At 64.9% G+C, this 18,769-nt stretch carries 23 protein-coding genes, 3 tRNA genes and 1 pseudogene; 13 read left to right on the top strand and 14 right to left on the bottom strand.

The window, feature by feature from the left end; genetic code table 11:
- The first annotated feature begins 153 nt into the window (after positions 1-153).
- Both I6F17_RS11390 and I6F17_RS37740 read left to right on the top strand, forming a co-directional pair.
- The gene (locus tag I6F17_RS11390) at positions 154-1,017 is read left to right on the top strand and encodes a formate/nitrite transporter family protein (RefSeq protein WP_036010870.1); all 864 of its coding nucleotides are present in this window, start codon (positions 154-156) and stop codon (positions 1,015-1,017) included.
- An 88-nt stretch (positions 1,018-1,105) separates the two neighbouring features.
- Positions 1,106-1,231: a hypothetical protein gene (locus I6F17_RS37740; protein ID WP_276573256.1), complete on the top strand. Its 126-nt coding sequence runs from the start codon at positions 1,106-1,108 to the stop codon at positions 1,229-1,231.
- 144 nt (positions 1,232-1,375) lie between these two features.
- On the opposite strand, the gene I6F17_RS11395 is transcribed toward I6F17_RS37740, so the two are convergent.
- Both I6F17_RS11395 and I6F17_RS11400 read right to left on the bottom strand, forming a co-directional pair.
- A tRNA-Gly gene (locus I6F17_RS11395) sits at positions 1,376-1,449 on the bottom strand.
- Positions 1,450-1,778: 329 nt separating this feature from the next.
- Positions 1,779-3,524, bottom strand: a pseudogene (locus I6F17_RS11400) (ATP-binding protein); the annotation flags it as partial.
- Between the two features lie 411 nt (positions 3,525-3,935).
- Between I6F17_RS11400 and I6F17_RS11405 the strand changes: the two are divergent.
- A complete protein-coding gene (locus I6F17_RS11405) occupies positions 3,936-4,106 on the top strand; it encodes a hypothetical protein (protein WP_225128221.1) in 171 nt (56 codons plus the stop codon).
- Between the two features lie 11 nt (positions 4,107-4,117).
- Here I6F17_RS11405 and I6F17_RS11410 read toward each other — a convergent pair whose 3' ends face one another.
- Both I6F17_RS11410 and I6F17_RS11415 read right to left on the bottom strand, forming a co-directional pair.
- On the bottom strand, positions 4,118-4,279 hold the full coding sequence (locus I6F17_RS11410) for a hypothetical protein (protein ID WP_225113254.1): 162 nt from the start codon (positions 4,277-4,279) through the stop codon (positions 4,118-4,120).
- Between the two features lie 110 nt (positions 4,280-4,389).
- A complete protein-coding gene (locus tag I6F17_RS11415; RefSeq protein WP_225128223.1) occupies positions 4,390-4,575 on the bottom strand; it encodes a hypothetical protein in 186 nt (61 codons plus the stop codon).
- 211 nt (positions 4,576-4,786) lie between these two features.
- Here I6F17_RS11415 and I6F17_RS11420 point away from each other — a divergent pair, with 211 nt between their 5' ends.
- Positions 4,787-5,161, top strand: a complete 375-nt coding sequence (locus I6F17_RS11420) for a YciI family protein (protein WP_036010863.1) — start codon at positions 4,787-4,789, stop codon at positions 5,159-5,161.
- On the opposite strand, the gene I6F17_RS11425 is transcribed toward I6F17_RS11420, so the two are convergent.
- Positions 5,128-5,721: a TMEM175 family protein gene (locus tag I6F17_RS11425; RefSeq protein WP_036010860.1), complete on the bottom strand. Its 594-nt coding sequence runs from the start codon at positions 5,719-5,721 to the stop codon at positions 5,128-5,130. The two genes, I6F17_RS11420 and I6F17_RS11425, sit on opposite strands and share 34 nt — an antisense overlap.
- A gap of 122 nt (positions 5,722-5,843) precedes the next feature.
- On the opposite strand from I6F17_RS11425, the gene I6F17_RS11430 reads away from it, so the two are divergent.
- From I6F17_RS11430 to I6F17_RS11440, 3 genes are all read left to right on the top strand, one after another.
- A complete protein-coding gene (locus I6F17_RS11430) occupies positions 5,844-7,901 on the top strand; it encodes an ATP-dependent helicase (protein ID WP_225128225.1) in 2,058 nt (685 codons plus the stop codon).
- Positions 7,902-7,957: 56 nt separating this feature from the next.
- Positions 7,958-8,938 carry an NADPH:quinone oxidoreductase family protein gene (locus I6F17_RS11435; protein ID WP_225128227.1) on the top strand — a complete coding sequence of 327 codons (981 nt, stop codon included), beginning with the start codon at positions 7,958-7,960 and terminating at the stop codon, positions 8,936-8,938.
- A gap of 95 nt (positions 8,939-9,033) precedes the next feature.
- On the top strand, positions 9,034-10,065 hold the full coding sequence (locus I6F17_RS11440) for an LLM class flavin-dependent oxidoreductase (RefSeq protein WP_225128229.1): 1,032 nt from the start codon (positions 9,034-9,036) through the stop codon (positions 10,063-10,065).
- A gap of 108 nt (positions 10,066-10,173) precedes the next feature.
- On the opposite strand, the gene I6F17_RS11445 is transcribed toward I6F17_RS11440, so the two are convergent.
- Positions 10,174-10,259, bottom strand: a tRNA-Tyr gene (locus tag I6F17_RS11445).
- Between the two features lie 207 nt (positions 10,260-10,466).
- Here I6F17_RS11445 and rlmB point away from each other — a divergent pair.
- Complete coding sequence (gene rlmB / locus I6F17_RS11450; protein ID WP_057029595.1) at positions 10,467-11,297, top strand: 23S rRNA (guanosine(2251)-2'-O)-methyltransferase RlmB; 831 nt, start codon at positions 10,467-10,469, stop codon at positions 11,295-11,297.
- Between the two features lie 260 nt (positions 11,298-11,557).
- Here rlmB and I6F17_RS11455 read toward each other — a convergent pair whose 3' ends face one another.
- Together I6F17_RS11455 and I6F17_RS11460 are read right to left on the bottom strand one after the other, a co-directional pair.
- Positions 11,558-12,064, bottom strand: coding sequence for a hypothetical protein (locus tag I6F17_RS11455; RefSeq protein ID WP_225128231.1), 507 nt, complete (start codon positions 12,062-12,064; stop codon positions 11,558-11,560).
- A gap of 41 nt (positions 12,065-12,105) precedes the next feature.
- Positions 12,106-12,588, bottom strand: a complete 483-nt coding sequence (locus tag I6F17_RS11460; protein ID WP_225128232.1) for a hypothetical protein — start codon at positions 12,586-12,588, stop codon at positions 12,106-12,108.
- 283 nt (positions 12,589-12,871) lie between these two features.
- Between I6F17_RS11460 and I6F17_RS11465 the strand changes: the two genes are divergently transcribed.
- Together I6F17_RS11465 and I6F17_RS11470 are read left to right on the top strand one after the other, a co-directional pair.
- Positions 12,872-13,366: a hypothetical protein gene (locus I6F17_RS11465; RefSeq protein WP_225128235.1), complete on the top strand. Its 495-nt coding sequence runs from the start codon at positions 12,872-12,874 to the stop codon at positions 13,364-13,366.
- 171 nt (positions 13,367-13,537) lie between these two features.
- A tRNA-Thr gene (locus I6F17_RS11470) sits at positions 13,538-13,612 on the top strand.
- On the opposite strand, the gene I6F17_RS11475 is transcribed toward I6F17_RS11470, so the two are convergent.
- A complete protein-coding gene (locus tag I6F17_RS11475; protein ID WP_225128237.1) occupies positions 13,600-14,319 on the bottom strand; it encodes a class I SAM-dependent methyltransferase in 720 nt (239 codons plus the stop codon). The genes I6F17_RS11470 and I6F17_RS11475 overlap by 13 nt on opposite strands.
- Before the next feature lie 320 nt (positions 14,320-14,639).
- Here I6F17_RS11475 and I6F17_RS11480 point away from each other — a divergent pair, with 320 nt between their 5' ends.
- Positions 14,640-14,843: a hypothetical protein gene (locus tag I6F17_RS11480; RefSeq protein ID WP_225124864.1), complete on the top strand. Its 204-nt coding sequence runs from the start codon at positions 14,640-14,642 to the stop codon at positions 14,841-14,843.
- A 43-nt stretch (positions 14,844-14,886) separates the two neighbouring features.
- Here the strand turns inward: I6F17_RS11480 and I6F17_RS11485 are convergent, their stop codons facing one another.
- On the bottom strand, positions 14,887-15,051 hold the full coding sequence (locus I6F17_RS11485) for a hypothetical protein (RefSeq protein WP_167361680.1): 165 nt from the start codon (positions 15,049-15,051) through the stop codon (positions 14,887-14,889).
- Between the two features lie 98 nt (positions 15,052-15,149).
- Here I6F17_RS11485 and I6F17_RS11490 point away from each other — a divergent pair, with 98 nt between their 5' ends.
- A complete protein-coding gene (locus I6F17_RS11490) occupies positions 15,150-15,521 on the top strand; it encodes a hypothetical protein (protein ID WP_128264674.1) in 372 nt (123 codons plus the stop codon).
- A 312-nt stretch (positions 15,522-15,833) separates the two neighbouring features.
- The gene (locus I6F17_RS11495; protein WP_036010552.1) at positions 15,834-16,088 is read left to right on the top strand and encodes a hypothetical protein; all 255 of its coding nucleotides are present in this window, start codon (positions 15,834-15,836) and stop codon (positions 16,086-16,088) included.
- A 27-nt stretch (positions 16,089-16,115) separates the two neighbouring features.
- Here I6F17_RS11495 and I6F17_RS37930 read toward each other — a convergent pair whose 3' ends face one another.
- The 4 genes from I6F17_RS37930 to I6F17_RS11515 form a co-directional block, all read right to left on the bottom strand.
- A complete protein-coding gene (locus I6F17_RS37930; protein ID WP_157280607.1) occupies positions 16,116-16,358 on the bottom strand; it encodes a DUF6719 family protein in 243 nt (80 codons plus the stop codon).
- A gap of 282 nt (positions 16,359-16,640) precedes the next feature.
- On the bottom strand, positions 16,641-17,345 hold the full coding sequence (locus I6F17_RS11505; RefSeq protein ID WP_036044066.1) for an outer membrane protein: 705 nt from the start codon (positions 17,343-17,345) through the stop codon (positions 16,641-16,643).
- 261 nt (positions 17,346-17,606) lie between these two features.
- A complete protein-coding gene (locus I6F17_RS11510) occupies positions 17,607-18,002 on the bottom strand; it encodes a hypothetical protein (RefSeq protein WP_225128259.1) in 396 nt (131 codons plus the stop codon).
- A 230-nt stretch (positions 18,003-18,232) separates the two neighbouring features.
- On the bottom strand, positions 18,233-18,652 hold the full coding sequence (locus I6F17_RS11515) for a hypothetical protein (RefSeq protein WP_225128240.1): 420 nt from the start codon (positions 18,650-18,652) through the stop codon (positions 18,233-18,235).
- Positions 18,653-18,769: the final 117 nt, after the last annotated feature.

Here is an 18,769-nt window from a genome sequence, read left to right on the forward strand (position 1 = left end):
TGACTTTTAGCCTTGCCCGTACGGCGAACTCCCGCTCATGACGAAGGTTCCTCCGCGTGCTGCACCGCGCCTGGAGCGAGGCTGCACCGCGCAAGGGGAACTGAATGGGATATCCGGAAGTCTTGACTGGATCAGCCTTTCGGAGACCGCAGCGTGGATCAGTCTGGCGACGGCGCCTCATTCAACCCAGCATCCAAGCTCGACGGCGTGTCGCGGCGCCAGACCAGGCAGATCGAATCCCAGAGCAGGCCAAGCGCCGCGCTGATCCATGAGACGATCCGCGCCGAAGGCGAGCAGGAGCTGGAGCGGCGATGGTGGGCCATCGTGCTGTCCGGTTTTGCCGCCGGCCTTTCGATAAGCCTGTCGCTAATCGTTCAGGGCGAGTTGCATGCGCTGATCTCGGATGAGGCGACCCGCCGCCTGGTTGCTCCGCTCGGCTACACCGTCGGCTTCCTGGTCGTCGTGCTGGGACGACAACAGCTCTTCACCGAGAACACGCTGACACCAATCCTGCCGCTGTTGCACAACAGGGATCTCGGCACCTTGGCAAGCGTGCTCAAGCTCTGGATCCTGGTTCTCGCCTCGAATATCGCAGGGACCTGGGCGGCCGCCTCCGTGCTCGCTCGCACCAGCATCTTCGAACCTCGCATCGTGGACGCCTTCATCGATCTCAGCCGGCCGACGATCGAGGGGACGTTCTCAAGCACCTTCGTCAGGGCCATCTTCGCCGGCTGGCTGATCGCCTCGATGGCCTGGCTTCTTCCGGCTGCCAAAGGCTCGCGCGCACACATCATCGTAGTGATGACCTATGTGGTCGCACTCGGCCAGTTCTTGCACATCGTCGCGGGTTCGATCGAGTGCGCCTTTCTGGTGCAGAGCGGCCTGGCCTCGTTCAGCCAATATGCCTCCGACTTCTTCATACCCACGCTACTCGGCAATATTATCGGCGGAACGACCCTGGTTGCGCTGCTGAACTACGGACAGGTCGCCGCCGAAATCGATAACCACAGGGGATAGAGCCTGCACGAAGCGGCTGCTTTGGACAGGAACGATAGCGCCGAGCTGGGTTTGCCCTAGCAATCAACGCGGTCAAGCAGGATCATTCATGAGCATCGAGAGCAAGAGCCCATTCGACAAGGAACCGGCCGAAGGATCACGCGACATCATTGATCGCGAACTTCAGCGCGGCGACGAGGCCGATAAGAACAAGGTGATCATCTCCCCGGCGTGAAGGTCAGCGGACAGCCTCAAGGCGGCGCGCTCGATCGCGCACGGAAGGAACGCGAGCGACGGGACGAGGAATAGCTGATCGGCCGTCAAGCCACGGGCGGCTATCGAGGAAATGCCCTGCTGGGATATCGCGTCCAACAGGTTCTGGAGCGGGTGAAGGGAATCGAACCCTCGTATTCAGCTTGGAAGGCTGCTGCTCTACCATTGAGCTACACCCGCGTTACGGGCTCCCTAACACGGCCGGGCTGCGGTCTCAACTGCCCAGGAGGTCGCTTTCCGGCGTCTTCGGCGGCCTTGCGAACCACCCGGGTTCCTGCGGACCCGCCGCCCCTTAACAGCGGCGGGATCGCCGCCTATATTGAAGACTTCCGAAACCAACGAAAGGAGGTGATCCAGTGTCTTATCTCAAGCGCTGTCACCTCGCTGGGATCGCCCGCTAAGCTTCGAGTAGGGCTTGGCATCGGGGCGCTCTCAGCCCTGGACCAGCGAGCAAGAAATCGGGCGCGACGGGGCTTCCCCGCCGCGCCTTTTTCGTCTGTCGCCGCGGCTCAGGCGGGCGGCTCGCCGGCAAGCACCTCGCGAATCTTTTGCGACAGCTCCGCCTTGCGGTATGGCTTGAACAGCAGCGCCACGCCGGGATCGAGATGTCCGTCGTGGACGATGGTGTTGTCGGTATAGCCGGAGGTGTAGAGCACCCTCACGCCCGGCCGGCGGAGCCTGACGGCTTCGGCCAATTCATGCCCGTTCATGCCGCCGGGCATGATGATGTCCGTGAACAGCAGATCGAATCGGGCACCCTGGTCGACCAGCGTCAGCGCGGACGCGCCGTCGCTCGCAGCGAGCGTGCGGTAGCCGAGGCCGCCGAGTTGCGCGATGACATAGCCCTGGACCAGCGGATCGTCCTCCACCACGAGTATCGTCTCCCGCCCGCGCGCCGTGGCGGGCGCTTGAACCGGCGCCGTCCTGGCCACCGCCTCGCCCTTTGCCCGCGGTAGGAACAGCCGCATCACGGTGCCGCGCCCCTCCTCGCTTTCGATCGCAACAGTGCCGCCGCTCTGGCGGGCAAAGCCGTAGACCATGCTCAGCCCCAGACCGGTGCCGCGGCCGACCCCCTTGGTGGTGAAGAACGGCTCGAAAACACGCTCGCGGATATCGGCCGGAATGCCGTGACCGGTGTCGCCGACTGCAACCATCAGGAAGGCGCCGCGCACGCCCTCACCAGCGGTCCCCGTGCCGTCGAGCTCGCGGTTCGCGGTTTCGAGGGTGAGCTTGCCGCCGCCCGGCATCGCGTCGCGCGCATTGACGGCGAGGTTGACGATCGCGGAGGACAGCTGCGACGGATCCACCATCGCGGACCAGGCCTCGTCGGCGAGCCGCGTCTCGATCTCGATTTGCTCGCCGAGCATCGGCCTCAGCAGCTTCGCGGTCTCGACCACGAGCGCGTTGACGTCGATCTCGCGCGGCTCCAGCGGCTGGCGGCGCGCGAAGGTCAGGAGTTGCGAGGTGATCTCCGCTCCGCGCGCGGCCGCATCATCGATCAATTGCGCGATCGCGGCCAGCTCGGGCTTGTCCGCAAGCCCCTCCTGGATGATCTCGATCGTACCGGTGATAACCGTGAGCACGTTGTTGAAATCGTGCGCCACGCCGCCGGTGAGCTGGCCGATCGCGTCCATCTTCTGGGACTGACGCAGCCGCTCCTCGATCTCGTGCTGCGCGGTGAGGTCGGTCGCGGAGCCGCGGTAGCCGAGGAAGCGTCCATCGTCGTCGAAAACCGGCTTGCCGTTGACGCTGAAATGATGCATCCGCCCGCGCGTGTCGCGTCCGCGATACTCGAATTTGCGGAACGGCTCGTGACGGTCCAGCGTCGCCAGATGCGCGCGCCATTTCTCGGCCTCGGTATCCCGATCGAGCGCAGTATCGATGCGACGCGTGCCGATCCGCACTTTGGGATCCATTCCGAAGGCAATCACCCGGTCAGAGAGATAGGTGAAGCAGTGGTCCGGCCCGGTTTCCCAGAACCAGTCGGACGCGGTTTCGGCATAGTCGCGGAAACGCTCTTCGCTCGCCCGCGCCTCCGCTTCGGCGCGCCGGCGGATGGTCAAATCGCGCTCGAGATTGGCATTGGCCTCGCGCAGCTCGCCATAGGCCTGCTGGAGGTTCGCGCACATCGCGTTGAAAGCCTCGATCACCTTGTCCAGCTCGTCGGCATCGGAGGGCGGCCGGCGCTCCAGGCGTAACGGCGGTGGGGGCCGGGTCAGGCTGTATTTGCTGACGTACTCGGCGATGGCCGCAAGCGTCTCGATGTCGGTCAGACCAGGCTTCGCCGCCGTCGGCGCGATGGCGTGGCTGCGCTTGGCGTCCTCGTCAGCTGCGTTGGCCATGCACCATGTTCCCGAAATGGCGGCTCGCTGCTGCGGTCGAGCGGTTGCAGTCTCGAGCAATCCATGGGCTGAGACGCGCCCGTCTCGTCACCCGATGCAAGCGACGTCCCGTCGGCCCGCGAGCTCGAAGTCGGCAAGTCACGTCTTCCGCCCCCGCAGCGGCACTGCTGGGCAAATTATCACTGCTCGTGCTAAAATGTCATCGGTGAAAGTCCGGTATGGCTCGCGGGACGAGCGCGCAATGATCGTTGCGACCGGGTGTGCAGGCGCCAACTTTGGCGGCTAGCCGTCGCCTGCCTGTCGCTGCTCGCCACTGACCCTGCGTTGGCGCAGGACACGATCCGGCTGGCGCGCATCGCCTGCAACCACTACCTGTATGAACGTCATCGCGATCTGGTGCCTGAGGTTGGCAAGGTCATCGCTCGGATGCAGGCGAGCGGCGAGCTGGGCTCGCTACGCGAGGCCCTGGTCAAGCAGGTCTTGAGCGGGCAATGACGAATGCTGCGTCAGCCGGCGCGAAGCCGCTCGCGCAGCGCGACGGCGGCGATCAGCATGCCGACGCACCAGGCCATGACCGCGCGGTGCGGCTCCTCGCCGAGCAGCACCGTGACCAGAGCATGATCCGGAAAAGTGTGTAGCGGTTTTCCGAAAAGATCATGCTCAAACATAACCTCTGGTCAGAAGGCACGGGACGATGGCCTTGGAGGTCCGGCTCATCAGCGCGAGCAGGAAATATCTGCAGAACGTCGATTTCGAACGCCGGCCTCCCCGCAAGGCTTCAGAAGCCGAAGATGTTGAACACGCGCCGCCGTTTGCCGCGCCGGCTTTCGACGATCCGCTCGCCGCCGTTCTCGGCCGAGCTGCCGTAATAGCGGTGATGGCCGGCCTCGTCGTGCAGATCGGCCGGCTCCGACTGCCCTGCCCGCCGCGCGTCGCAGATGATCTTGATGGTATGACCCGACATTGCCGCCTCCAGCAAAGAACTTGTTGTTTATGGTCCATCAGTCGCGACCAGTTCCGGCGGCGTTCACATGGGCTAGGACGCAATCGGGTTTCAGGACGGTTTCGCCGCTTGCGGGCCACGCAATATTTTGCTTCGGAAGTGTCGGCACGGGCCGCCGTGCCACGTCCTCAGGACTTGCGCAGAAACAAAAGCAGAAAAGAACGAGGTGACGATGCTGTACGCCATCCTGGCCTATCACGTGGAAGACGAGGTCCTGTCCTGGACGGCGGAGCAGGACGCCGCGGTCGTCGCCAAGGTCATCGAGGTTCAGGCGCCGCTGCGGGCCAGCGGGCAGTTTGGTCCGGCGGCCCGGCTGGATGAGACCCGGAAGGCCCGCACCTTGCGGGGTCCCGGCGCGGGAATGGTGCTGGACGGGCCGTTTGCCGAGACCAAGGAGCAGCTTCTCGGCTTCCACTTGATGCAATGCGCCACCGAGGAGGAAGCGATCGAAGCGGCGCGGAAGCTGCGCGCGGTCAATCCGACGGCGGTGTACGAGATCCGCCCGGTCAAGCTTTACGTGCCGGCCGATGGATTCGGCGCGACATAGAAGCGCTGGATCAGTAGGCCGCCAAAGGCAAAACACCAGATGTAGGGCGCGATATGCGGCGCAAACGCTGCAACGATGGTGCCCGGGATGAACACGGCGACCGGAAACAGCGAAGCCATGATCTCGCGGCCCCAGCCGCGCAGGATGGTCCACCACAGCAAGGCATTGAGGCCGCCGATCGTGGTCAGGTGCAGGCCGTAGAGCACCGCCACCGCGCTGCTCATGGCGTAGTTGGTGTAGAGCCCATTGGTGACCGGCAGCAGCACGATCGAGAGCAGGAAGAAAAGGTTGAGGACCACCATGCCGCGGCTGCCGACGGGCTGACGTGCCAGCCGGCGGTGATGGCTGATCCAGAACACCCCGGCGATGATGAAGCTGAGCGCGAAGCCGGCAAGCTTGCCGGAATACACCCGCGCGAGATCGTTCCAGTCGGGTGCGCCACTGAACACTGCCGCCTTCGGCAGGTCGTAGGCCAGCAGCGTCATGGCGACGCCGAAAATGGTGTTGCTGAGCGACTCCAGCCGCCGCATCTCGAATTGTTCGGGCTTGAGCTCGGTCATCTCGCCATGGGGTGCTGGAACCAAAGGGCCGTCATCCCCCTAAATCCTAATTCCAGTTCCGTCCAGCCGCATTGCGATTCGCGCCGGGATCGCCGAGTCTCATCCTTTCACCGGGGCGATTCGTGGCGACATATCTGGACACGCTCAATGCGGAGCAGCGCCGCGCCGTCGAGCATGGCGTGGCCGACGGCGCAACCGTGGGCGGCCCCCTGCTCGTCATCGCCGGTGCCGGCTCCGGCAAGACCAACACGCTCGCCCACCGCGTCGCGCATCTGATCGTCGCAGGCGCCGATCCCCGCCGCATCCTGCTGATGACGTTCTCCCGCCGCGCCGCGGCGGAAATGGCCGGAAGGGTCGAGCGCATCGCGCGCAAGGTGCTGGGCGAGAACAACGCCGCAATCATGCGCGATGCGCTGACCTGGGCCGGCACCTTCCACGGCATCGGCGCGCGGCTCCTGCGCGAATATGCCGAGCGGATCGGCGTCGATCCCGCCTTCACCATCCATGACCGCGAGGATTCTGCCGACCTGATGAACCTGGTCCGGCACGAGCGCGGCCTGTCGAAGACCGAGAGCCGCTTTCCGGCCAAGGGCACCTGCCTGTCGATCTATTCCCGCTGCGTCAATGCCGAGATGGAGATCGAGAAGGTGCTCGCCCAGCATTTTCCCTGGTGCGCGGGCTGGGCCGCCGAGCTGAAGGGTCTGTTCGCCGCCTATGTCGAGGCCAAGCAGGCCCAGCACGTGCTCGATTACGACGATCTGCTGCTGTATTGGTCGCAGATGATGGGCGATGCGCTGATCGCTCAGGAGATCGGCGGCCGCTTCGACCACGTGCTGGTCGACGAATATCAGGACACCAACCGTCTGCAATCCTCGATCCTCTTGGCGCTCAAGCCCGACGGCCGCGGCCTCACCGTGGTCGGCGACGACGCGCAGTCGATCTATTCGTTTCGCGCCGCCACCGTGCGCAACATCCTGGACTTTCCGCAGAGCTTCTCGCCGCGCGCGGAGATGATCACGCTCGACCGCAATTACCGCTCGACGCAGGCGGTGCTGTCGGCGGCGAACGGCGTGATCGGCCTCGCCCGCGAGCGCTTCACCAAGAACCTCTGGACCGACCGCACCTCAGGTCAGAAGCCGCAGCTCGTCACCGTGCACGACGAGGCCGACCAGGCGCGCTACATCGTCGAGGCGGTGCTGGCGAACCGCGAGCAAGGCGCGCTGCTCAAGCACCAGGCGGTGCTGTTCCGCACCTCCTCGCATTCGGGTCCGCTGGAGATCGAGCTGACCCGCCGCAACATCCCCTTCGTCAAGTTCGGCGGGCTGAAATTCCTCGATGCCGCGCATGTCAAGGACGTGCTGGCCCTGTTGCGCTTCGCCGAAAATCCGCGCGACCGCGTCGCCGGCTTTCGCATCCTGCACCTGGTGCCGGGCATCGGGCCTGCGACTGCACAGCGCGTGCTCGACCAGATGGCGGAGAGCACCGACCCGCTTGCCGCGCTCGGCCGGCTGCCGGGGCCGGCGCGCACCGGCGAGGACTGGACCTGTTTCGTCCGCACGGTCGAAAACCTGCGCTATTCAGAATGGCCCGTCGACCTCGAACGGGTGCGGCTCTGGTACGAGCCGCATCTCGATCGCATGCACGAGGATGCCGAGACGCGCCGCGCCGATCTGATGCAGCTCGAGCAGATCGCGAGCGGCTATGCCTCTCGCGAGAAATTCCTGACCGAGCTCACGCTCGATCCGCCGGATGCAACCAGCGACAAATCAGGGCCACCCCTGCGCGACGAGGACTACCTGATCCTCTCCACCATCCACTCCGCCAAGGGCCAGGAGTGGAAATCGGTGTTCGTGCTCAACGTCGTCGACGGCTGCATGCCGTCCGATCTCGGCGCCGGCACCAGCGCCGAGATCGAGGAGGAGCGCCGCCTGCTCTATGTCGCGATGACGCGCGCCAAGGACGATCTGCATCTCGTCGTGCCGCAGCGCTTCTTCGTCCACGGCCAGGCCGCCAGGGGCGACCGCCACGTCTACGCCTCGCGCACCCGCTTCATCCCGGAGCAGCTGGTCCATTTGTTCGAGCGCACCGCCTGGCCGAAGATAGCAAGCGGCGCAGCGCGCACCGCGGCGCAGGGGCCGAAGATCGACATCGGGGCGCGAATGCGCGGGATGTGGCGGTAGACGCAAGAGGCTGGTCGGGGCACCTGTCAGGATGACTGGAACAGCAGAGGTCCGACATGAAAGCCGTTGTCGTCGAGCAATACGCCCCCATCGATCAGATCGAATTGAAGGACGTCCCGGCTCCGTCCATCGAGCCGGGCCAGTTGCGCATCCGCGTGGAAGCTGCCGGGATCGGCTTCGTCGACGGCTTGAAGATCGAGGGACGCTACCAGACCAAGGACCCCCTGCCCTTCATTCCCGGCACGGAGTTCGCAGGCGTGGTGACGGACGCGCCCGGCGCACCCGGCGGCTACCAGTCCGGCATGCGCGTAATGGGGATGACGCGCTCGGGTGCGCTTGCCGAGGAGATCGTCGTCAGCCCCGCAGCGCTCCATCCCCTGCCGGGCGGCGTCGCGCCCGAGGTCGCCGCCTCGTTTCGCGCCAATTATCTGACCGCACTCTATGCGCTCAGTGCACGCGCCTCGCTCTGCGCAGGCGAACAGCTGCTGGTCTTGGGCGCGGCTGGCGGTACGGGAATCGCAGCCGTCCAGATCGGAAAGCTGCTCGGCGCCCGCGTGATCGCAGCGGCGTCGACGCCGGACAAGCGCGAGTTCGCGCAGGCGCATGGCGCCGATGCAGTGATCGATTATACGCAGGCCGGCTGGCGTGACACGTTCAAGGACTTGACGGGAGGACACGGCGCCGACGTGATCTTCGACCCCGTTGGCGGCGAGATCTCGGTGCAGGCCTTTCGCTCCATCGCCTGGCGCGGCCGTCATCTCGTGGTCGGGTTTGCCGCCGGCACCATCCCCGCGCTGCCGTTCAATCTACCGCTGCTGAAAGGCGGCGCTCTGCTCGGCGTCGATCTTGCGCAGATTCCAACGCGCGAGCCCGATGTGCAGAAGCGCCTGATGTCACAATTGACGGACTGGCTTGCCGATGGCCCGTTGAAGCCCGTGGTCGGCCAGGTCTTCGCCTTCGAGGATTTCCGCGCGGCATTCAAGACGATGCAGACGCGCGCTGCGCTCGGCAAGATGGTGGTACGGATCGCGCGATAGAATCCACAAACGGAAACCGAGCATTTCCGCGCGTGCGCTTGTGATCGGGCCGCTGCCCCTTAGATCTGGCCGATCATCCCACAGAGACTTGATCGATGACCGCACCGCTCGAATTCGGACTGGACACCTTTGGCGACGTCACAAGAGACGCCTCCGGCGACATGATTCCGCATGCGCAGGTGATCCGCAACGTCGTCGACGAAGCGATGCTGGCGGACGAGCTCGGTCTCGATTTCATCGGGCTCGGCGAGCACCATCGCGCGGATTTCGCGATCTCCTCGCCTGAAACCGTGCTGGCCGCGATCGCGTCGCGCACCAGGCGCATCCATCTCGGCTCGGCCGTGACGGTGCTGTCTTCGGACGATCCCATCCGCGTGTTCCAGCGCTTTGCCACGCTGGATGCGGTCTCGAACGGACGCGCCGAGGTGATCCTCGGTCGCGGCTCGTTTACCGAATCTTTCCCGCTGTTCGGCTTCGACCTGCGCAAATATGAAGAGCTGTTCGAGGAGAAGCTCGATCTGTTCGCCGCGCTCTTGTCGCAGCAGCCGGTCACCTGGCAAGGCAAGCTGCGTCCGCCGCTGAAAGATCAACTGGTCTATCCGCCGGTCGAGAACGGCAAGCTGAAAACCTGGATCGGCGTCGGCGGCAGTCCGCAATCGGTGGTGCGCGCCGCGCATTACGACCTGCCCCTGATGCTCGCGATCATCGGCGGCGATCCCGCGCGCTTTGCGCCTTACGTCGAGCTCTATCATCGGGCCTTCAGGGAGTTCGGTCGCCCGGCCCAGCCGATCGGCGTGCATTCGCCGGGCTACGTCGCCGAGACCGACGCGCAGGCACGCGAGGAGCTGTGGCCCGATTACAAGGCGATGCGCGACCGCATCGGCAAGGAGCGCGGCTGGCCGCCGATGGGACGCGACGAGTTCGCCCATGAGGCCGAGCACGGCTCGCTCTATGTCGGCGCGCCGGAAACGGTGGCGCGCAAGATCGCGAAGACCGCAAAGGCGCTCGGGCTTTCGCGGTTTCAGTTGAAGTACTCGGCGGGGCCATTGCCGCACGAGAAGCTAATGCGAAGCATCGAGCTCTACGGGCGCAAGGTGGTGCCGATGGTGCGGGAGATGATTGGGTAGCTGCGAACTGTCGTCAGTCCGTCTTCGCCCTACGGGCTTCGCCGGACCCCACGCTTCGCCTTTCAGGCCTCACGCGGCTGCGCCACGCGTAGCCCGAAGGGCGAAGCGTGGTGGGGGAGGCAGGACTCGAACCTGCGAAGCCATGAGGCGGCTGATTTACAGTCAGCTCCCTTTGCCACTCGGGACACTCCCCCGCTCGACGGCAGCACAATCGGGCCGGACCTTGCCGGCGGACCGAAGACGGCCATGGAACGTGAAGGCCGCGACAACCCGGATCGGGGCGCGACCGGGCGCGTTTATGGGCGAAGCGGTGGGGCAAAGTCAACCGAGGCAAGCAGCTAAAATCGACCTCACAGGCACCGAAATTGCCATATTCCGGAACCCATGACAGAAGCGAGCCCATGAAGGATCGAAAATTCGGCCCCAAGGGGGCTCGCGGCGGGGCTAAGCCCTTCAACAGACCCGGAAAATCGGCCGGCCGGCCGGCTTGGCGCGACCGTGATTCGCAAGGCGACGGCCCAGTCATTCTCTATGGCTGGCACACCGTCACCATGGCCCTCGCCAACCCCCAGCGGCGGATCCGCAAGCTGACGCTGACCGAGAACGCCGCGCGGCGGCTGGCGGACGAAAACATCGCGACCCGCATCGCGCCCGAGATCGTACGTCCCCAGGAGATCGACCGCCTGCTCTCGCCCGACGCCGTGCATCAGGGCCTGCTCGCCGAGGCCGATCCCCTGCCCTCGCCGGACATCGAGACGCTCAAGCAGGAAGGCATGGTGCTGGTGCTGGATCAGATCACCGATCCGCACAATGTCGGCGCCATTCTGCGCTCTGCAGCGGCCTTCGCGGTGAAGGCGATCGTGACCACCGCGCGTCACAGCCCCGAGGCGACCGGCGTGCTTGCCAAGGCCGCCTCCGGCGCGCTGGAGCTTGTGCCTGTCGTCACGGTGCAAAACCTCGCCCGCGCCCTAACGGCGTTGAACGAGCGCGGCTTCCAGACCGTCGGTCTCGACAGCGAAGGTACCGAGGACCTCTCGAACGTCACACTGCGCGAGCCGCTCGCGCTGGTGCTCGGCGCCGAAGGCAAAGGCTTGCGGCAATTGACGCGCGAGACCTGCAGCGTCGTGGCGCGGCTCGACATGCCCGGCGAGATCAAGAGCCTCAACGTCTCGAATGCGGCCGTACTCTCGCTCTATGTCGGCGCGAGCCGGCTGGGGCTGATGAAGCGCTAGCGCTTGAGGCACCGCGCATATCGCGACGATGCCAGACTACGCCTGTTTTGCCCGACGGATCAATCGAGATCTCTGTTTTTCCGAAATCTGGGGCGCGAACAACGAGCTAATGAGCGATGCTCGCCCATCTCGGGCACATTGCGCTTCAAGTCCTTGATTTCACTGTTGCCGGCTACTGTGCATGGGGTTGTTTTGAAGAGAAAGCAAAGCGCCCGTCCGCATCACGCGAACGGGCGTCTCTTCACTCGACCGATCAGAGATCAGTAGTAGCGGCGCAGCACGCGGTGACCGCCATAATAGCGCGGCGCATGGCGGTGGGCGTAGCCGTAGCGGTGAGCATGGCCGTAGTGAACGCGCGGCAGATAACCGTAGCGGGGGCCGTAGCCGAACCGATAGGGACGGAAGTACGGGCGGCGATAGGGATAAGCGGCCGGCGGCGCGACCGCAGCGGCACGATAGCCATAGCCATAGCCGTAATTGGCGGGCGCGACGACCGCGTCCTCGCGATAGGTCGGGTACGGCGCGAAGGCGCCCGGACCGGTATAGGTCGGACCCTGGTTGACGTAGTAATACTGCGTGGTCGGCTCGGCGAGACGCTCATAGGCGCCGTAGCCGTAGCCATAACCATATCCGCCGCATCCGGTGTTGCAGCCGGTATAGACCGGCGCAACGGGCGCGCATGTGCTGAAGCCGCAGGCCGCGGCCGGCACGGTGGCGGCTAACATCACGGCAGTTGCCGCGACCAGTCCCGAAATCATTTGACGCATTACTCTCTCCTGTTGATTTCCGTTTTTGGTTTTCACGTTTTTCAACCCGGCGGCCTGCCGGGTATCTCTGTGCGCGGCCGCGGCCGAGGCGGCCGAGGACGGTCGTTGATCTCGGGCGCATAGATCACCGGCGGCGGATCGACGGGCGGATCCATCTGCGCCGGCAGCGGCGCGGACGAGGCACCCCAGCTCTGGTGGTAGCTCTCGGCGGGCTTGGGCAATTTGCGGTTCGCCGGCGGCTCGACCTCCAGCCGGCCGTAGCCCGGCCGCAGGCCCAGCGTCGGATAATAATGGCCGACGTCGTCGGGCTGCCGCTCGGCGATATAGCGTCCGCCATAGATCGTGGGCTGCACCTGCTGGCCCTTGCCGAGGCCCCAGGTGCCCTCGACGACGGCGTAGGACGCATCGATGTTGTTGATGATGACAGGCACGCCGGGACGGCCGGGAACGACGATCTCGAAGCCGGCTGCAAACGCGGTTGCAGGCAGTCCGATCAGAAAGGCGGCGAGCGCCACGGCACGCATGAGGAGACCCCGGTTATCCGGGCGCAACCTAACCGATCGCGACGCAGAGAGAGTTAAGGCCTGCTCACCAAATTCCGGTAAGCCTAACGTGCAAGGATTGCGCGCCGCTCAAATGCTGCACGGCGAGCTAGCGAAGCGTTAACGGCGCGGAACCGGGCGGCTGGAACAACGCATGCTGCTCACATCGGTTTGACGGCTCGCATCCGAAAAATCCCAAGGTTGCATCGGAACGTCCTGCGCCGTCGGCGTTTAGCTCCTGTCAACAAAATGGGAGCGAACAACCATGACCATCAAGCTTCTCGGGGCCACGGCGATCGCAGCGACCATGCTGGCAGGCTCTGCTATGGCGCAGACCGTCGTCGACAGGCAGGGCCGTTGCTCGGCGCAATTCCCAAACGCCAATTGCCAGACCTTCGGACCGGGACAGGCCACCACCGAGAGCGGCTATCGCCATCGCCGCGCGGCCTATCGTCAGGCCAACCGCGACTGGAATAACGACTGGAACAGGAGCCCCACCGGCTTCTGGCCGACCGACGTTGCGGCGGGCGCCGTCGGGACGGCGGCCGGCGTCGCAGGCGCGGCGATCGGGACCGCCGGCGCGATTGCCACCGCACCATTCCGAGGTTGGGACAATTCCTACGCCTATGACAATTCGTGGGACCGCGGCTGGGACAATCGTAGCTGGGACAGGCGCACCTATGCCCAGCGCAACGGTTTCGTCTGTACGCCCGGCACGTACTTCAAGGGCGCAGACGGCCGCCGGCAGCTCTGCCAGTAAGCCGGCTTGAGCCGAACGCGACACATCGGGCGGCCCGCGCGGCCGCCCGATTCACGTCCTGCGACGACGACCTGCCGGTTCTGGCACTTTCCGATCAAGTCTGGTATTGCGGCGCGCACGGGTAGACGGGGCCCGGCGCGAGCCGAGCTCTGCCCTGCCTCTTGAGGCATCGCCGGCTTAGCTCAGCGGTAGAGCAGCGGTTTTGTAAACCGAAGGTCGGGGGTTCAATCCCCTCAGCCGGCACCAGCTTCTGACGCGAAGCTATTCTCCGGCAGCTCATCCAGCCGCCAGAGCCCGAGGCTCTTGTCGCGCCAGCCGCCACCGCCCTCCTCGCAACGCTCGTCGATCAGTGCCTGAGGTGCCGGCCAGCCGAACGGCGCTTTCTCCATGTTGAGCGCGCGCCAGTCGCCATCCTCGCAATCGTGATTGTCGTCCCACTCCGGAAAGGTCGTGACGAGCAGGAAGCGCGCGCCGCTCATCCGAAATTGCACGAGGGCGCGATAGATGTTCGCAAAGCTCAGATGCACCAGGCAATCCCGGCAGAGAATGACGTCGGCGTGCGGCAGCGCATCGCGCGTGATGTCAGCAACGAGAAACCGACCGGACGAACCGTCAGCTGCGACACGCCAGCGGTTTGCCTCGATCAGCGCCGGTACGATGTCGATGCCGGTGTAATCGATATCGAGCTCGAGCCGGCAGATCCAACCTGCATCGCCGCAGGGCGCATCGAGCAGCGAGCGCGCGCCGAGCCGTTGCAGCAATGCAGGCAGCGCCTCCTGGATTGCGGCTGTGGCGACATCCTCCGAGCCGAGGCCGGACACCGAAGTGGCCGCGCCCCAGAGGTTGGTCCGCTCGATCCGCGCGAACCGCGCGGCGAGATCCAGCCCTGAGAAATTGTCACGGTCGGCAACGAAGCGTTCGTGCGCAAGCACGGGAGGACGACCGACGGTCATTGGGCGAGCCTTTTGCGGCGCGGGTACACTATACAATCCGGCCGAACTGTTCGAAATTCCCTGGCAGCGAACCTACGCACGTCATTCGTCTCGTCGAGACCATGCGCTCCACCACGCCCAAAGAGAAGGCCAAGATCGTCGCCGGCGCGCTTACGGCCGTCGTCGCGACGGCCATGCTGTTCGTGCTCGCGCTCGGCTTGGTGCTGTCGCACTAGGCGCGATCTAAAGCCCCCCGTTTTCGCATCGAAAATCGCCGGCCCGGAACCGGCTCCGGCGCCAGCCGTTGTCAGCGCATGCGGATCCGGGAAGAAAACCGAAACATGATTCTGCTGGCGACGGTGACGCTGTGCTGTAGCGCCGTGGCCGGGACGTTGGCGCTGTTCGAGCCGGCGCCTGTACGGACGCCCGATAAGCTGGTCGCCGATAGGGCCGTGATCGAGCCCACTCCGCGCACGCCAGCTCAGATCCCGGTTCGGGTGGTCGGCGCGCCGTTCGAGCCCAACGTCAATCCGCGCGAGCGGTAGCGCTCACCTCGACGAGGTCTTGCTTACCTCGGCGAGGCCTTGCTCACCTCGGCGAGGCCTTGGCGCCCTCCTCGGGTCGGCCGTGGACACGCGCCAATTCCTCGACAAACGCGATCACCTCCGCCCGCTTGTCGGGCGGCAGCGTCAGGAACGCGCGGATGAGCCTCAGGCCCTCCGCCTCGTTCGGTCTTTCTTTCGATGCATCCATCTGCCCAGTGTGGGCTACCGGGAAAAATATGCAACCCTTGCAAACAGCCTTGATTCGAAGCAGCCGCTTTGCTGGAATACGCGCGGGTGAGGTGGATCATGAAATGGATCAGGGAGCGCGACGCACTGATCGCGCAGACGCTGGCTTTCGTCCAATCGGTGACCGGCAGGAAGGATGACGTCCTTCAGCCGGAGGCGCCCGCATCCGGCCCGGCCGTCGCGATGGAGATCGTCACCGTGGAGGCGGTCACCGTCGAGATCGAACCGCCGCAAGCCCCCCTTCCGCCGCGGCCCGCGCCTCTGCCGACGCGGACGAGCGGCGAATTCCGTGCCGAGATGCAGGCCCGCATCGCCAATTTCCGCAAGCACCAGGAGCGCTTCGAGCGCGAACGTGAGGAATATTGCGCGGCGACCCTGACCAAATTGCGTGCAGCCATCCGCGACGCTTCAGGTCCACCGGCCGAAAAATAAGGCCCGGCCAGGGACCTACAGCCAGGACCCTACAACCACGACCAGACCAGCCAGAGATTGGCCGCGCAGGCGCCGAACAGCGCCAGCGTGAGCGGCAGGAGCATGTGCCCGCAGGATGTGTTCAGGTCGCTCGTCATGGCCGAAAACATCCGCTGATTCCGGCCGAAGAGTCCCAAGGATTCTTTTTTCCGGGATTCAGGACTCGTTAAGGACTCAAGGGCCGTCCACGACGATCACGGGCGCGTGATCGGGCGGGTGGCCGGAACCCTCCCCCCGTAAGCTCGTTAACGGGCATTCCTGGAGTCGGGATGCATGCCCTACGCCCTCTTCTGCAATGACGCCCAAATCAGCAAGTCCTATCCAAGCGAGGCCGACGTCTGGAAGCTCGCCGAGCGGAGTGGTCTCGTCGTGGACGTGACGGCGGACGATGAGCGGCCGGGACCGCGCCGGGTGCTCGACAACGATTACAAGATCGAGCCGTGCCAGGCAGCTCAAGGCGAGGACCCCGCCAAGAACAAGGCGGAGGCCGATCGGCAATCCAGAATGGAGCTCGAGCTGAATTCCTGAGCTCCGGCACGGAGCCGGAGCGAAAGCTCAGGGGGTGGCCGCCACAAGCGAGGCCTGCTCGCCCGGCATAGTCACGCAGGCCTTGCGGCGGTGCAGCCCGCGGATGGCGCCGGTGACCTTCATGACCTTGCCCGACGGACATGAAGCGTCCTTGACGAAGGCAACTTCGTACGGTGCCAACATCAGAGGCTCGGATCTGAGGATTGTCTGTGCAGAGCACGGCAGGCAGCCGAAGCACGAGAGCACCACTGCCGACACCAAGATACGCATGTCCGTCGTCCCACCTGCCCGGTAATTGTCATATAACGCGTTCCGGAGCGCGAGTTCCGTAAACCGCAAAAATTATTTTTGCTTTACGCCAGCCCCATGACGCGCGTGAGAAGGCGCGCCAGCATCGTTTGCAAGCAAATGACGCGCCAAATGGTTCACGGAATGCAAAGAAACAGGCGCCGGAGGCGGGAGGCCGGCAGACGAAAGGCCGGCGGAGCCGGCCTTTGTCAGGTCTTCGATTTTAAGGTCTTGGATCTTCAGGTCTTGGGTCGGCGCTGACCGTCAGTACCGCGAGGCGGCCGGGCCGCCCCAGCCGAAGCGATAGTTCACCCCGGCCTTGACGGTATGCTCGTCCTCCCGGCCACGAACGCCAACGATGTCAGCCGGGCCGGAGGTGAAGGTGGTGCTGCCGAAATTGTAATACTGGTACTCGGCCTTGGCCGACCAGTTTGGCGCGAACATGTATTCGAGGCCGGCGCCGACCGTATAGCCGTCCTTGTTGTTGCCGGTGGTGGTGAAGGCCTGCGGCACCCCGGCGATGTTCACGCCAAGGCCGTTATTCCGCCAGGCATAACCGCCCTTGGCGTAAAGCAGCGTCGGTCCCCAGGTGTAACCGATGCGACCGGTCACCGACCCGATCTGGTCGGTGTTGGATGTCACCTGCGTGCCCAGCGGGAAGATGGCGCCATTGTTGTTGGTCGGCAGCCAAGAATACTGGGCCTCGATACCCACCACCCAGTTGGGCGCGAACTGGTAGTCGAAGCCGCCCTGCACGCCGCCCAGGAAACGCGCGTCGCTCGACTGGAAGGTGTTGTCGCCCGCAAACGCGCCGCCGACATGGCCGCCGATATAGAAACCGGTCCAGTTATAGATCACCTGCGGCGGCGTGACCGGAGCCTTGGTGTAGGCGCGCGGCTGCATGTCGGCCGCTGCGGCCGGCGCAACCAGCGCCAGCAGAGCTGCTGCACCCAGCAAGATCGACTTCATGATCATCCCCGTTCTTTCATTACGACACTCGGGAAACAACGTGGCGTGAATTGGGTTGCTTCGCGGCAATGCCGGAACGTTGATCGTTCGTGACTGTGACGGCGTGGCAACAACACGAATTTGTTCCGTCAATTCGGCTGCGCAAGGCCGCCGCCACGATTTGTCGCAAGTCTAAACCACCCCGTTCAAAGCTCGCCGAAATGTGATCCCGCGGCTCCGGCTGCTTCTGCCTAACACTGGGCGATGAAGGCTGCCTTTGCGCTACCGCGTCATCTTTTCCAGTTCCGGAAACGGTGCGTAAACCGCACCGGCGCAGAGATCGCTGGTCTGGTCGACCACGCGGTCCGCCCGGCCGTTGACGAAGATAACGGCCCGCTCGCGCATGCCCTTGTAGCTCCCATCCGTCTCGCGCGGGGTGAAGTGCAGGCAGCTCACATAGAACTGCCGGCCGCCGACCTCGCGCTGTACCGGCTCGGCCATGGCGGCATTGCGCACGCCGACCGGATTGTTGAGATAGGCCCGCATCAACGCCACCGTGTCGTTCCGGAAATTTTCGGGAAACGGCTGCGGCCCGCCGGCCTGGGTCCCGCCCATGAAAGTCGGACGGTCACTGTCGCTGCCGAAACATGCCGCAAGCGCCAGCGGCAACGCCAGGATCACCGCACATCTCGCCAATCGCCCCACAGGCCCCGCTCTCCGCTCGAACAGATCAGGAGACGTTCTAGCCCCAAGCCGGGATGAAGGGAATTCGCTTGCAGCGGCGCAAACAGCGCACCGGCCAGCCGCCGACATCTCGGGCTTCCGCCCGAGGCGTGGCAACGGGCCAGGCCTGACGTCCGCGCGCGGCGGCGGGCAATACCAGGGATGCCGCCGCGCGGGATCAGTCGTCAGTTGCGCTTATCAGACGTCGCGGGCTTGGTCACATCCGGCTGCGCCTTCTGCGACTCCTTGGCCGTGACCCGCTTGTCGTGATGGCGATGCTTGCTCACGCTCTTGTGCTCGTCGGTGGTGACCGCGGCATTGGCGTCCATTGCCTTCGACTTGCCATCCACCTTGGCGTCCGTCTTGACATCGGAAGCCTTCGAGTCCGTCGTCTTCACGTCCGTCTTGGCGTCGGTCTTGGCGTCCGTCTTGGCGTCGGCCTTGACGCCGGCTTCCGGTTTTGCGGCAGTGGTCGCCGCCTTGGTCTGGCTCTGGTCGGCCTTGATCACCGGCGCGGCTGTGGTGGTCTTGCCGGCCTCGGCGGCGAACGCCGGGGCTGCGATCACGGAGGTTGCGAGCAAGGCTGCAGAAATGGTCTTCAACATGGTGGTCTCCTCTTGGAAGGATCATCAGGCGGCGCCCTCTCGCCCCCATCGATCGTGGGAAGGAACATAAGCGGGGGGCACTGAACCCAGTCTGAAGCCCTTTGCAGGCTTCCGTTC

This window comes from Bradyrhizobium sp. NBAIM18, from assembly GCF_020193825.1.
GTDB classification, from domain to species: Bacteria; Pseudomonadota; Alphaproteobacteria; order Rhizobiales; family Xanthobacteraceae; genus Bradyrhizobium; species Bradyrhizobium yuanmingense.